Here is a 14,671-nt window from a genome sequence, read left to right on the forward strand (position 1 = left end):
AGACATCCATGTTAATGACTGACTGTAGTGGCGATTTGAGTATTTTTCTTCGAGTTGAGCTTTTTAAAATAGCACTGCTGCAGCGAGACTCCCGAATGCTTAATGAAATCTGGCAGGATGCCAATTTCAAAGCATTACTATGTGGAAACACGGTCAATGTCGAAGAAAGACAATGTTTTCTTCCGCTCAATATTATTACTGAAGTCTTTGAGATTGCTTTGGAAACTCCTTTTCAGGACATTCTGAATACGATGTGGTCTCAAAACGCTGCGTTGCAGGATGCTATGTTAGCCGACTTTGAACATGCTCAATATTTTCTACTACGAGCTATAGTGTTTGCCATAAAGACAGACAATACGCATATTGTAAACGATTGTATCAGTCACATTTCCAATGCTACCTTTCTGGAAGCCATACAAGTTCAAATAGCATGGAAAGTAAATTTTTCCAATGCCTTTAAAAATCGTATGAAACAAGCACTCTATTGCATGATAGAAGAAAAAATAAATACATTGCGGGCAGCAAGAAAAGAAGAGCCCAATAACAATAAATTAGAGATTAGTGAGGTATTAGAAAATTTGCTTACTCCAAACGTATCAGAAAACTTGCCTACCCAATTTGAAGAGGATAGCAATTTATCTTCAGAGCAGCCGGGTGAAAGACTATCATTAACACCAGCATTTTCTGTATTTTGGGAGTTTGATTACTATCAAAAGCTAGCTAATGATGCTTTTGCAGAGTTCTTTCCTGACAGAGACACTTTAATAAAGAAAAGCATTGAAGACTCAGAAGACCTGGATTTTTTAATTACATTAAGAGACAGTCTTAGTGAAAGAGAGATACAATTTAGGAATCCTCTTGATGACAAAATATCTTCCCTAATTGAAAAAAATTTTTTGAGTGAAAAAAAAGAAGGTACCAATCAACATGAAATAAGTGAATTTACCTCTCCTTGTGACGAAAGCCTCGATTCGACAAAAAAAGACTGGAAGTCTGAAAATGATGCGTCTTTTGCTTCATTGAAATACTATTGCAAAGCAGGGAAAGACTTTATTAGCGCTGCTACCGCATCAAAATTGGATAATAATTTGCCTGCAAGTATAGAACAAGAGAAAGGTTGGGTTCCTTATTAAAATGGCTACTCTCCATTGAGCCAGAAAGTTCACCAACGCTCATCAATGCAACGACTCCCTTGATACTCCTCAATGCGTCGCTGAGTTGCAGGTGAAATGTCCTCTGGCAGATTTTGTAAATCAAACCATCTTTCATCTGAAATTTCACGAGAAGCGACGATTTCTTTGGCAAAATTTTCGATAAGATAGAAGACAATATAATCATCCCGCTTTTCTCTGGAGTTATGATAAACATTAAATAATTGAGGTTCCGTTAGGCATCTAATGCCAACTTCTTCAAAAAGTTCCCTTTGTATAGCCTGTATTGGGGTCTCCCCTCTTTTGACCCCTCCACCAATTGTATACCAGCCAGTAATATAACTATGTTTGACTAAAAGAACCTTCTCTTCTTTAATGACTAAGGCGCGCGCGCCAACCGTTCTCAAAGCCAATAAGGATAAAATCTTGTTTTTTATTTGCCATAAAAGATGACGCATCACCTTATCTCTCGTGTTTAAATTTATAGAATTCAGCAATAGGGCACGACTTAATCCATTTATTATTTCAGTTTGGATCATAAAGGACAAATGTATCAATACTTTTCTGAAAGACCCAGACAATCAATTAAAAATCATTGACTTAAGTTAATCGTCTAAACTTATAGAAGGTAATCTTAAAAAAGGAGATTAAGATGAGCCTCAATGATTATCAGATAATACCCACAATCAACTTGACGGATGGATGTAAATGAGAATATGCCGACGTGCAACTTGTTCCAGGCAATAAAACCTACAATCTATTGATATTACCGAATCACAGGATTTAGTTATCTGGGGTGGTCGTCACTCGGTTAGCTGCAACTCCTTCTTTTACCAAGAAGATAATTGGAGTATAGAAGGGTTTGATGACGTTACAGATGCTACATTAGAACCTCTCTTCTTATTCCTCAAACCGCAAATGGCAAAAGTTGGAGTAGAATTAAGGTGTTATCCTCATCTGCTGCTCACCAATCTCTTCTTCCTTATTTGTTGACGATGCTTCACTGGATCTAAACCGATAAATATTTGATGTTGAATAATCAGAAGTGGTATTAGTGTTTTTAGAAAAAACATACTGCTGATTTTCTTTGGCAGAAAGGGCGTTATTCTTTAGTTCTCCTTCTGGTATTGAGTTATTATGCTCAGAATCAGATGTATCTTTGGTCACTACCGAATCAGTATTTGCTATATTTAAAAAGCCAAAAGGGTTATTATCACTAGCCACCTTAATTGCACTGAGTAGTTTCTTCTCTGTCGACGTACGAAAGAAGTTTAAAAATCGATACCATATTCTAGTCTGTCTTTCTTGAGCTTCATTAACTATCTGTTGCAATTCATTATTACTACAGACTCTCGGTTTGTTTACACCATCCATAATAATGATTTGTCTCTCAACATTATAATCATTACGCAATAGGCATTGAACATATATCGCAGCTAACAAATGCTTCGCATCATTTTTAGTTCCATATATTGCTTTTAATGAGTCAATCGAACCAGATGCAAGAATTTCACTATAAAAATCATCTTTATTTTCTGGATCATTAATTATATTTTTTAATTCTTCTAAACTTTGACAATAACTTTCATCACGTATTGCTTGTAAACCTGGAAAATTAGAGATTGGTTTTTTATCTTTTTCTTTTGCTAACCAAAAATAACCATCAATTCCAGAGGTTCTTGTATCTGCAGACCAAATATACTTCTGGCCGTGAAGATGCATTTTTTTAGAATCATGGAGAAACCCTACAGAGATAAATTCGCTCATCAATTTATCTTGAAATCGTCCTGTGAAGACAGGGAAAACACCTGTTTGAGGAATTAGACTGTAAGAGCATTTCTTTTGAAATATTGTATTTTTAGCCTTACCTCTATCCTCTTGTCGAGATACTGTTTCGGGAGGTGTCAAATTTTCAGGAATACTAATGGCTTTTTGTTCGTTTATGGGTTGGTATTCATGCTCAGGATATTCTCTTACCTTACCAGTTTTTAAATCAACTCTTATATTGTGTGGTTTACAAAATTTATTGTTTCTCAACGGTCGAACATAGGTTGAATTAGTTAGTTGTTCGGTTTCAAAGCGAGCAGATATGTCAGAAGGAGAAGCATTAAATGTCCGAGCCATAGCGTTGCCTGAGTTAATAAGAGCTAAAATATCTTCTTGTTGCGTATTTGGCTTTTTAGCATGAAAATAGATGGGTTCAACAACCTCCTGTAGCGTTTTGCAGGTGCCCACTATTCCGTTTTTATCTACCTGACTTGCCGCTTTAAACAATCCATCCTCACGACCTTTACTGGCAAAAACAAAATATTTGCTTCCTGCATGAATGAGATGTTGTGCTTTTCTTTTTAATTGAAAATAAAAACTGGTTTCCTCATGAACACCAAGTATATTTTGAGTTTGGTATTGCGTACGTAACATATCTCCGGTCGCAATAATGCAGCGTTGTACATAGAGCAACAATTTTTGTAAGTCGCGATTATTGGGGACCTTGGAGTTTTTATTAAGCTTATTTATACAATTTGTCTGAAATCGTTCATGAGGATAACAACGTAATAAATCTATTTCCTGACAAGACGATAAGATTAAGCGTAGGGCTGCATCTTTTTTGCTGGAATCGTAAATTCCATTAAGCACATGAGCATACTGCTCAACTTCATTTGTATCATTAAAAGGCGATTTATCAACCTTATCTTGGAAATAAACTTTAAAATTAGCCGCCGCTTCTGCTCTTGATTTATCAGCAACGATAGGGTTATTTAGCCCTCCTTCACAATTTCTACCTGATGTATAAAATAGTTGCATAAAAAGAATTTTTTTAATTTCATTCTCGTCGATTTCTCTAAGCAAATTCTGGGTTTCGTCATTACCATTATATGTGAAATACTCAAGAATTGGGCCTAAATAATGGAGGGAACGCAGAATATTGGCCATATTATGGTTAGGTCTATTTATCACTGAGCCATCACTACAGGTATAAGTGAAATTAACTCCTAATGGATTACCGCCAAAATATGTATAAGGTTCCTTATATACTTTTTGACCGATATGAACAGCTGCATCAATAAACGCATCGTCATTAATAAACGCTTTTGCAATTTTAAACATAGTGATATTCTTTATGAGCACAGCGACCATAATTTGCTTCTACTTCCCCTATAAAAACTTTCGTGTGCTTGTAAAAAGGAGTGAAGTAATTGATGCTGTTTTTATGTAAAATGTGATTATCAATTTTACATATCGATACTTTCTTGGGATTGTAAAAATGCGCCAATTTTGGACATGAAGGATAGAACCACCAATGTTTTGCACCTTAGCCCAGTTGGTAATAGATATCGGCTAACTTAGAGTGTAGACGATAGCTCCGTTATGATTTTGCATATTGATTTAAATCCATGATCATTCATTTTTAGATAAAAGCCTGTTTATTATCAAAGAATGGTGCCCAGCATTACAGTATGGAGTTCTCACGAATTTATGACAGTTAACAATAGGCGCTCATTGTCTCGAAGGTTTGAATTTCTTTATAAGACAGTGTGTAATGTTATATCCGTTGCGGCCTAATTTTAAGCATATGATTAGAAGCAGGAATCAAAGTCCGATGGCCTTTGATTAACATTTGTATCTACATTAGCATGATATATGAGATTCCTTTATCTGATACTGACAATTTCTTATCCATTTGGATTACGTGCAAGAATTTATTAGTTCATGGTATCAATCTATTCGATATGAAAATTAGCATTTGATGCAGAAATGAATTCAATTTCTTTCAAAATTAAGTTCTTGCGAATATTTATCTAGAAGCCTCGAAATTACTATTTAACCATTTTGTACTTATAGCGACAAGATGGCGCATTTTTACAATAAAACTCCTTAATTGATGCATAATAATCTATTAATGTAACCAAATACTATCACATACGGTTGAGTATGAAGTCTTCTTTAGACATTTATAACTTTATGAAACGTGCAGGACTCTGTTGAAAATAATATCCTGCCTATTGAAAGAGGGTTCTATGCCATCTCCAGCTTTAATAAAAGCAATTGCTTATGCAAATTATCATTATTATTCCAAACCTATGAAGGTGATTAATCTCAATTCTGTTCAGATCCCTATAAGTACTCCACTCACAGAATTACGAACACCCCAAAACCATGTTTTGCGAATTCGCTCATCTCATGGTTTTTTACATGCCATCTCTGCAATGGAGTTACAGGATAAAATTTATGAAAAATATGCTCAACATGTGCTTGATTTTGATAAATCCGTCGCAAATATTGCTGATTATTTTAAGATAAATACAGTCCAACTTCGTGAATTAATTAATCTGGCAGTTTTTTTCCACGACTCTGCAAGAGAAGGTGATGGCATTGATCTTTGGGATCGGCAAAGCGCAGAAGCCTGTCGCAAATTTTTAATCAAAAAGTGGCGCATAAGCAAAGAATTAGCGGAATTTATCTCTGATACAATACGCTTTAAGGATGAGGAAGAATCATTCAAAGAGAAATATAAAAATATTCTAAACGCTGATTTTATGAGACAACTTGTCAATATGGGGGATACACTTGAGGTTATTAGAACTCGGGAAGAGTTTAAACCGGAATTTATGCCAATAGCTAAACTTGTGACTCCCGAAGTAATGATTAACGATATTATTCCTAATCTAGTAGTCCCTCATCGCCAGTATATTATTGATCAGGGACGATTGAAGAAAGCTGGGCGAATAATTTATTCAGGTTATGACGATAGCCAGTATGTCCCAAATCCTGGTGCAAATTATGAAAAAATGACTGCGGCCTATTTGCAAAAATCGGAAGAGTATTGTCTTTCCATTTTGGAAATTAGCACGGAGAATATTGATCTCGTGATTGAAAGGGCATTAAGAGGAATTAAGAATTATAAAGAAGAGTACAGTACTTCAAGAATTCAACTTTTTCATAATGGATTTTTTAGCCCTCGATTTCATGGTGAAAGAGGTCAGAGTCGCGCTGGCTATTATGAGTCACTTCTCGATAAGACCTATTCGCTTTCACAAAAGGTAAATGCGTTAGTTGCCTTATTTGCCAGCAAGGATGGAGCTACATTAAAGGACGAGGTGCTGCGTAGTTTTAACCAGGTGAATAGACAAATGGTCATTGCTCAATTGAATGAGTTGGCTAAAAAACTATCATCTGGATTTCCCGCTGAAGATTATTCAGTCGGAAAAGGTATATTCTGAGGCCAAAAATTGGATTGAGTAATTATTGTTTCAAAGGTCGTCATTTTGCAATGATATTATATGAAGTGAGTGGTTCGCGGCTACCTGGAAAGTAAATATAAATCAGAAGCTGCTCCTGTTATTTGACATATAAAACGCTCATTTCTTTATGACTGAATTCATTCCTCCTAAAAATGGCTGAAAATAAATAGAGAATGCACATTTTTTGTAATAAATCAGTGTATACGTTGAAAGAAAATGTGAGTACAAATCATGTATTGACGCATTTCCACAATACTTCGATTTATTATTATCATTAATTGATCAATGTTGCTGAGATCCTAGACCGTTGAATGGGTATTATTTTCTTTCAATATTGCAAGATTTATGTGCTTCCGGTCAATTTGCCCTATCGCGTCAGAGATGAATAATATTTGTCGCTATTGTACAATATTATTGCAAATGGTTTTGTCATACTAGAATTGTCCTTGTATTTCTCGCTAAATCTTCAGGAGGTTCCAGCTATGCCAAAGTATACTTTTGTAAACATTGACCTGGATGATGTCAATGTACCTGGAACACCCAGTGATGTAAATTTTCTTGCACGATGTATTAAAGCCGGATATTTTTCGCACCGCGGCGGAGAGTGGGCGAAAGAAAAGGACGTTTTCTTAGCAATAAAAAATTGGGAAATGCGCCGTAATTCTCCAAGAGTCGTTATCAAGTACGAACCCGCAAGCTATGACGAGATAAGAATAGTAGGGTTTAAAGCTGCATGGAATAATATGTCTTATGACTATCCCCAGCCCTTTACAGTACCTATCAACAAAGGCGTTATGGTGCCTGTAAAATCCGCAATTGCTATAGCGCCTGTTTCTGTAAATGACTCCCAAAGTACTCATACACATAGTGTTCATAAAACAGTGGCGGATTCGATTGAAAAACTAAAGGCGCGCTACAGTCGAATTAATGTTGATAAAAATATTAAAGCGGTAATGGGTTTCGCCAAAGAAATTACCGTTCAAAATTTTCCTAATAGTACCGATATAGAGCGTAAAGCGGCAAAACGCTTCATTGCGCGGATGGAATATATTTTTCATGTGGAAGAAAAAAGCACCAATACATCCCTAAAACGAATTTTAGCATTGGTTTGGGAGGGCATGAATGACAATACAGGGGCATCTCAAGTTAATCAACACGATGCTAAAGAATGTTTTCTTAGGCGCCTATATGAAATTCAGCGTGGGGATAACCTTGACGAGTCAGGAAGAGACAACGGCGAAATGGACCAGCCTATTTGTATAGGGGGTACTATCAACAAATTAGTTGATACGCTCAATGGAGGCTTTCATGATGATGTTTTTATCGCGTATATAACCAAAGAAACCGCAGGAAATAAATTGAAAGCACTAGTACGAGAGCATGCGACTGCCTATGCAAGAGCTTCATCTAATAAAAATGAGTTATTAAATGACATCGCTAAGCTAAAGACACCAGGCAGTAATGACTGGGGCATCCCTGACTCCATCTTAGATAAAATTAAGGAGAAGGTTAAACAAGAATTTCATAATGAATTCGAAAGCACTCTCTCGTCAGTTATATTAAATTCCATTCTGGAGCAGTATGAATACGTTTCATTAACCGAGAGCGACTTTAAAAAAATAAGTCAAGAGCAAACAGTTGAAGTTGTGGCACAAACAAGCTCGTCAAATGTAGCCCAAGAAACAAAAATTGAGAGCGAGAAGCTCCAAGCAAATATGACTACTCCACGAGGAAATAAAGCATGGCTGCCGGTGGCCTTTGGAGCACTATTGGTAGGAGTGGGCGTTGTTCTTGCATTAATTCCTATTCCTATAGTCACACAAGCCCTTGGTGGAAGTTTAATTGCCTTAGGTGCGGGAATTGCCGCCGGTCTTGTGGGCGGAGCTTTTTTTACTTACGGGGTAGTTAAAAGTGTCGCTAAGCCTCAATCACCTGATCACAATCAACAAGAAGCTACATCCAATGACAATATAAATCATGGACCACAAACCATTATACAGGGCTTAAGCGTGACACAAAAGATTTTGGATAAAGCCAGCGCTTCCAACAAGCCAATGCTGCTGGCAGAATCTGCACAAGAGAGCAGTATCGTCTCTAAAAATAAGGCAATTACTTCTGAAGAACATAGTCTCGTTGACTCCGCAACAGCCTCACTGATTTAAGAAATGAGAGCGTCTCACGTTAGGAATGGTCTAACAATTTGAAGATTTAACCTCTTAAATGATGAGATTGGGTTAAATATAAAGAAGCACTGTCGATTTTAGTTCCTAGTCGCGGATGATCGCCAATAAGATAAATCAAAGTACTGAAAGCTAATAAACAGATTAGGAGGTACCGTCGGCATCATCAATTCAACATCTACTGATCCAAGAAAGATAAAGCCTCAGCGCAAAGGAGCCTTCTTGCAGCGGATTACCAAATTTCTTCAGACTCGTTGTCTTAATGCCGAGTTCGTGTAACACCCAACCGCGAAGGCAAATAGATACCGGGCGCTAAGATATGTTGAGCCTAAATCCATTAGGAAGTCAAAGAATGCATGGTGTACTTAGGATACCTCTTAAGAAACCTAATATGTTTCAGTGACATAACTTTAAACAAGCGAACACTGCAAGAACTAACCAATTTCTACCAGAATCCTGTAAAAATATAAGATTTCCTAGCACATCATGGTCTATGCTTTTATCCATGGAGACATATTATTCATCAAGCTAGGTTTTGACAAAAAATAACTTACCACTTACAGTGATAATAAAAAGTTGTAAAGATACATTTTATAAATTATTTACAAAATCTTCTTTTAACGATAAAAACCAAATAATACCGTATAATTCAACTCCCGATCTCTTATCCGCCTTGGCTCAAAATAAAATTGATGTCATTGTTCTTAATAATGCTATTGCTCATAACATAGTCAAAGATATTCTTTATAATTTTAAAATTGTAGGACCTAGTCTTTTATTAGGTGATGGCTACGGAATTATTGCTCTTCCAGCAAATTCTGAAATGATCACAAAAATAAACAAATCAATTCTCAGCATCCAAAAGGATGGAACTTATACTTCAATTTATCAAAAATATTATAATCCATTTTAGGTTTAAAAATTATTTAACAATGGTCATGATTTATTTAAATTATGATGACAATCCATCAGAGCTTATTACGTAACACTTATCCGTCATTGTTCGATTACATTCATACGTATTAATTGGATTGTGACTGCTTCAACGCTAGCACCATTAGGATTGGGCTCATGCTCCCAAAATGAGTAATGATGGGCAGAAATATAGGTATTTAACTACTCGTTAATTTCTTGTTTATATGTACGCTTACTCTAGTAGACTGTTACGGCTATAATTAAAAATATAGCCGTATAATTCACATTCTTATATTATCTTCCATCAACTGCATTGGTGGGTAGCCCTGTTTGACCACCAGGACAAAAAGTAACTTGGTAGTCAGTTTTATTGCTAAGACTGGGGTTGCAGGTAAACGAACTAGATGGGTCATCAAATTGATAGGAATAAGCAGTAGGACACGTCTTTTTTAACCACAAAATGGCATTTAAAACCGTGACTGAGGTCCCTGCTGTAGCAACCCAATCTTGGTTGATACCCAGGCAAGAAGACGCCGTAGCAGTAGGAACTACGCTGCTATCCCAATTGACACATCCACAACAAGTGGGAAGATTCGACGCAGCATTATAGCAAGTATTCGCAGAGTTAGTATCGGTTGGAATACAAGATAGTAAATTGCCAAATATTGCTCCCGTTCCATAATTTTGTGCAGAAATACTGCTCATGGGGGTACCAATATTATATTTGCTATATAAATTAAATAGTGGACTTCCCCATTGACCAGACGAAGAATATCCAAAATAGTTAGCTAAGGTTGAGTAGCCTAGAAAACGACCACACCTGCGATTTATAGGGGCATTAGCGGGAGAGCTACTAAATGCCATGCCACAAATATCACCACCACTACAATCTGCATCTGACGTGCAATTACTGCTAGAGCCCGGGCTCACCCAAACAAAATCAAATTTACTTAATCCAGAAAATGCAGGATTAAAGGTCCAGCTGCAAGCTCCTAACTGTGTGTTTGGTTGAAGTACTGCTCCCGCACCTGTACATTGAAATGGGTCACTTGTGGATACAGGCCCTAGCCCCTTAATTTCAACAGGAACATTGAAACCATTTATTAAAGATACATCATATACTCCGTCACCCCCAGGCGTGTTGGATAAAGAAAATTCAAATTTTGTGTAAGGCGGTACAGGCTGATTAAATGATTGACCGGAAGGTACACAAGTACCTGAAGTTGGAGAGAGCGTATTACACATTCCAGTCGCGCATGCAAAATTGCTTCCGTCGGAGGCGCAGCCAGTTCTAGCCCAAATAGATCCATTAACATATACTGAGGCTGATAAATCGATTGTGCTTGGCGCTTGGCCATTTTGTTGCTCAGCCAGGAAATATGAGGATGACGGTGCTCCTTGTGCCGATTGACTGCCTGGTGTGGGATCGGGCGAGCTAGAACCAGTTCCGTTAGCGATACCATACCATACATTGAATGGACATTGATTAACAAAATGTACAACGTGATTTGCTGTAAGGTTATTAGAAATTACAGAGGAAGAAGTCGATGCAGCGCTAGTTACTCCTCCAGCTGAAACCTGAGCTGATACGGTCATCTGTGTCGCCGGATCCTGTGGGCTTACTGACACCAATACTGAACAATTTGCTTGAGGAGATAGCGTTTGGCCTGAACAATTATCATAAACTGTCGAAGTAGTAACAACTGCTTGCTGCCCTGTATTTGGGCTAAAATTTGCAGAGACAACTACTTGTCCTAAGGTAGTAGAGGCGGAAGTACATTCATTTTCAAACTGAAATTTCACCATGTTATCTGCATATTGGTAAGTAGTAGAAGGTAATGGTAATTGAGTTTGTCCATGCACTGTGCAACTTCCTCCACCTCCAGGTATTATAAGAGAACTGGCTGTAATTGGACTAATGTGAACTCCATCAAAGGTAAATTTACTGTTAAGTGTGATCGGCCCTATCGCTAACGGTGTTAGTTGGCCTTCAATCTGACAGTCCTTATGCGGTTGTAGAGTAATGGGGGCTGTATAAGTTCCACAGGTATTCCTAAGAATAGCAATTGAAGCATTTGAAGAAGATGTGATTAGATTGGAGTTACTTACATCCCCAACAAAACCCGTAACGGGTATATCACTATTATTACTATAGGTTGCTATAAAATCCGGTTGTTGCAAGGGATTTAAGCTGATTGTTGATGGTAAGCCAAAAATTGAACCCACTACTGCCGTTGCAGGAGCTCCCAAGGCTATAGCCTGAAGACTCGGTAACGAGATTTGATTTCGATTGTATGTATAAAATAACTGCACGGATGAATTCCCCCGCGCATGAGGTTTAAATAAAAAATTAATTTGGCATTGCTCTTTTGGGGCAAGGTTTTTATTTTTGCATGTGTCATAAGTACTAAAACCACTACCTGTAAATCGATAGTCTGTAAGAATTGTAACCGCAAAGGGTAAGTTATTCCTAAGTGTATAGGTAACTTGCGATTGCTGTCCTACTTGAGTAGGGCTAAAACCGGTTGCTGGAATGAGGCTCCAAGAAACTGGATCAGCAGCTTGCACCAATCCAAAAGATCCTGTTAGTGCAAAGGCTAAAATATAAGAATTCTTCTTCATGAATGCTCTCTTTGAATTATTTAGTATGCGCTGACAATTCGCGATTCCCGAATACATAACTTACCGTAAGATAAACACTATTGATTCGATATTTATCAAGATTTAAACGCGCTCCAGCCCATGAATACTTGCCTGATGTGGATGAAAATGAACCTAAATCCTGAAATTCATAACCTATAGAAGCCGAAATCGCACTACTAAAGGATACGTCAATGCCAGTACCGACATGGTAAGATAGATCTGTGTTACAAAGCTTTTTAAATCCAGGACTAACACGTGCAGTTACGTCACCAAAGGGGGTCTCTTGATAAGTACTAGCTTTATTGAATGCTCCTCCAATACCACCATTTATAAAAGGGGATAAATGATATTTCTGAGCAATATTAATTTTGGTAAATAAGGACCAGACATTGCTGCTGAGCTTCCAATTGAAGGTGTAATTTTGAAATTCTGGTAGGGAATACTGTGTTACCATCCCTCCAACATTCTCTGAAAATAAATGTTGATACCGAATTCCTATAGAATAAGCAGGAAACCACGGTTTGTCTTTATACCAACCGTAACTAATCGCGCCTAAAATTGATGTCATATTTTTTTTATGAAGGCTTAGAGTATCAAAATTATAAGGAGGGATATCGGAACCATTTGCTACAAAGATATGATCATTAATGTCGGGATTTGACAGCCCAACTCCTCCTGTTAACATCCAAGATGCAGTCTGCATAATTGCTTCGCGAGAGCTAGAATTTGAATCACCTGTGGCGGTCTTTAAAGAGAGCAATGAATTTACTTGCTGTTGGTTATATGTTTTGGAATTATAATTTGACTGGGATAATTCATTTAAGTTTGGTATTGGACCCATAATAATTTTGTAAAAATCCCCTCTTTTTTTAATTGAAATTGGGTATGGATATGTTTTACGAAGATTTTGGGCATATCTATTTGCAGCGGTAAAATCTTTTAAAGCAATTGTCTGAATATAGTAAGGGGGTTGTCCATTAATGTGCTCGGTGGGCCAATCGTAAAGCATAGTAGCATGTGATTTTGGAATACAAATTATCAGTCCTACACGAATTAAATTTCCTTTAAAATTCTTCATTTCCATCCATATTTTTAGCTAAGGTTATAATTTTAATATTAAATTTTTTGAAAAACCATAAATTTTCGGGCCACTATTGAAGTGATTTATTAATAGTCAGATCATTCTCCTTCATATATGACAAGGTTGCTAAATTGCATGTCTGGTTTCACGATCACATAATCAACGAAATTTTAAATCTAGAACTCATAAAATAAAAGTTAAACATGAAGAGTACCTATAATGGCTCAATGCCATGCATTCATTAGAACATAATTAATATTTTCTCTCTGGACTTAAGTTTAAAAGGTCCGAGGCGAGCATCGACAGCATTTAAATCCTCTCATGGAATGGCAAATTCACATGCATGAATTTCTTTAATGTGTAATTATTGACCTTGGAACATTATGTTGATTGAATCCTAATCCATTCAGCAATACCCTTACCGATTTCATCTGGATAGTCTTCAGCATGATTATAAATTCCTTTACCAAGGTAAAATAAAGTGACCGCAGAAGCTCTTTTTGCAAAATCTTTAGCCTTATCTACAGTAAAAAATGCAGAAGGGTTTGTGTAAAAGAACAACTGTGGCATTTGTGTTTTTATTTGCCATTCAAAATTATCATCAACTAATCCTATAATCTCTTGAGGACTTCCTGCTATAGGCAGCTCCTGGGGCGCTTTCCACGCGGCCTTTCTTCTTTCAATATTTTTAAAGGGATTTATATAGTTATCCTTCTCTTCTTGAGAAAGTGAACGTAGAGAGCCATTCACAAATATTTCTTCAAGAAATTTATTTTGATTTACTATGAGTTCCCATCCATCCTCAGACCGAAATTTTTTAAAAATATCTTGAGTTTCAGGACTTTGTGGATTGAAATCTTCCCACTTCTCCCAAGAGCCAAGCATTGGCTCAAAATAACACAATCCTTTAACATTTTTGTTTACCTTTGCATAGGCAATTCCAAGAGTTGCTCCCCAGCTATGCCCTACAATGAATAAATCATTTAGTGCTAATTTTTCAATAAATTTGGTTAAATAATCAAAATGGGTTTTAATGCTGAAATCTATCGGAGGTGAGTCTGATTTGCCATGTCCAATAAGGTCAACTGCAATACAACGGCCAAAGGGGACAACATGGGGAATAATATTGCGCCATAAGTAAGATGATGAGGGCATCCCATGAATAAATAGAATAGGTTTCCCAATCCCTTGTTCTGTATAATGCATTAGTGAGCCATTAACTTCTGCATAATATGAATGAGAAATACTCATACTATGACAATTATTTTTTGCATCAATATTTACTCGATTATCCATTTCTACCCTCAATCATTCACTAGCTTTCAATTTATGTTTTCATAATGATGAATTAACGGCACTATTAAGTATTGTAAAAATCCGACAATTTATACTTAATTTGATGTTCAAAATCATTGCATTACACAAGGACTAATTCCCAAATGGGACTCGTGTCCTAAC

9 protein-coding genes are annotated in these 14,671 nt (G+C 36.8%); 4 read left to right on the forward strand and 5 right to left on the reverse strand.

Translation table 11 applies throughout. The annotated features are described in order from the left end of the window. Positions 1-8: 8 nt before the first annotated feature. The gene (locus tag PXX05_RS08370) at positions 9-1,133 is read left to right on the forward strand and encodes a hypothetical protein (protein WP_275087774.1); all 1,125 of its coding nucleotides are present in this window, start codon (positions 9-11) and stop codon (positions 1,131-1,133) included. 29 nt (positions 1,134-1,162) lie between these two features. Here PXX05_RS08370 and PXX05_RS08375 read toward each other — a convergent pair whose 3' ends face one another. Both PXX05_RS08375 and PXX05_RS08380 read right to left on the reverse strand, forming a co-directional pair. Further along, positions 1,163-1,609, reverse strand: a complete 447-nt coding sequence (locus PXX05_RS08375) for an NUDIX domain-containing protein (protein ID WP_275090486.1) — start codon at positions 1,607-1,609, stop codon at positions 1,163-1,165. Between the two features lie 481 nt (positions 1,610-2,090). Continuing rightward, complete coding sequence (locus PXX05_RS08380) at positions 2,091-4,259, reverse strand: SidE phosphodiesterase domain-containing protein (RefSeq protein WP_275087775.1); 2,169 nt, start codon at positions 4,257-4,259, stop codon at positions 2,091-2,093. A gap of 911 nt (positions 4,260-5,170) precedes the next feature. On the opposite strand from PXX05_RS08380, the gene PXX05_RS08385 reads away from it, so the two are divergent. From PXX05_RS08385 to PXX05_RS08395, 3 genes are all read left to right on the forward strand, one after another. Beyond that, on the forward strand, positions 5,171-6,373 hold the full coding sequence (locus PXX05_RS08385) for a hypothetical protein (RefSeq protein ID WP_275087776.1): 1,203 nt from the start codon (positions 5,171-5,173) through the stop codon (positions 6,371-6,373). A 503-nt stretch (positions 6,374-6,876) separates the two neighbouring features. Next, entirely contained in the window at positions 6,877-8,556 is a 1,680-nt protein-coding gene (locus tag PXX05_RS08390) for a hypothetical protein (protein WP_275087777.1), read from the forward strand. A 553-nt stretch (positions 8,557-9,109) separates the two neighbouring features. Continuing rightward, complete coding sequence (locus PXX05_RS08395) at positions 9,110-9,487, forward strand: transporter substrate-binding domain-containing protein (protein WP_275087778.1); 378 nt, start codon at positions 9,110-9,112, stop codon at positions 9,485-9,487. A 296-nt stretch (positions 9,488-9,783) separates the two neighbouring features. Here PXX05_RS08395 and PXX05_RS08400 read toward each other — a convergent pair whose 3' ends face one another. The 3 genes from PXX05_RS08400 to PXX05_RS08410 form a co-directional block, all read right to left on the reverse strand. Then, positions 9,784-12,111, reverse strand: coding sequence for a thaumatin family protein (locus PXX05_RS08400; protein WP_275087779.1), 2,328 nt, complete (start codon positions 12,109-12,111; stop codon positions 9,784-9,786). Between the two features lie 16 nt (positions 12,112-12,127). Further along, entirely contained in the window at positions 12,128-13,210 is a 1,083-nt protein-coding gene (locus PXX05_RS08405) for an SPOR domain-containing protein (RefSeq protein ID WP_275087780.1), read from the reverse strand. A 384-nt stretch (positions 13,211-13,594) separates the two neighbouring features. Further along, positions 13,595-14,509 carry a haloalkane dehalogenase gene (locus PXX05_RS08410; protein ID WP_275087781.1) on the reverse strand — a complete coding sequence of 305 codons (915 nt, stop codon included), beginning with the start codon at positions 14,507-14,509 and terminating at the stop codon, positions 13,595-13,597. Positions 14,510-14,671 lie beyond the last annotated feature (162 nt).

The organism is Legionella cardiaca, from assembly GCF_029026145.1.
Classification (GTDB): domain Bacteria; phylum Pseudomonadota; class Gammaproteobacteria; order Legionellales; family Legionellaceae; genus Tatlockia; species Tatlockia cardiaca.

Bases quoted from the DNA above. Each gene is read 5' to 3' on its own strand.
- PXX05_RS08370 (WP_275087774.1), top strand. From the start codon at position 9: ATGTTAATGACTGACTGTAGTGGCGATTTGAGTATTTTTCTTCGAGTT.
- PXX05_RS08375 (WP_275090486.1), bottom strand. From the start codon at position 1,609: ATGCGTCATCTTTTATGGCAAATAAAAAACAAGATTTTATCCTTATTG.
- PXX05_RS08380 (WP_275087775.1), bottom strand. From the start codon at position 4,259: ATGTTTAAAATTGCAAAAGCGTTTATTAATGACGATGCGTTTATTGAT.
- PXX05_RS08385 (WP_275087776.1), top strand. From the start codon at position 5,171: ATGCCATCTCCAGCTTTAATAAAAGCAATTGCTTATGCAAATTATCAT.
- PXX05_RS08390 (WP_275087777.1), top strand. From the start codon at position 6,877: ATGCCAAAGTATACTTTTGTAAACATTGACCTGGATGATGTCAATGTA.
- PXX05_RS08400 (WP_275087779.1), bottom strand. From the start codon at position 12,111: ATGAAGAAGAATTCTTATATTTTAGCCTTTGCACTAACAGGATCTTTT.
- PXX05_RS08405 (WP_275087780.1), bottom strand. From the start codon at position 13,210: ATGAAGAATTTTAAAGGAAATTTAATTCGTGTAGGACTGATAATTTGT.
- PXX05_RS08410 (WP_275087781.1), bottom strand. From the start codon at position 14,509: ATGGATAATCGAGTAAATATTGATGCAAAAAATAATTGTCATAGTATG.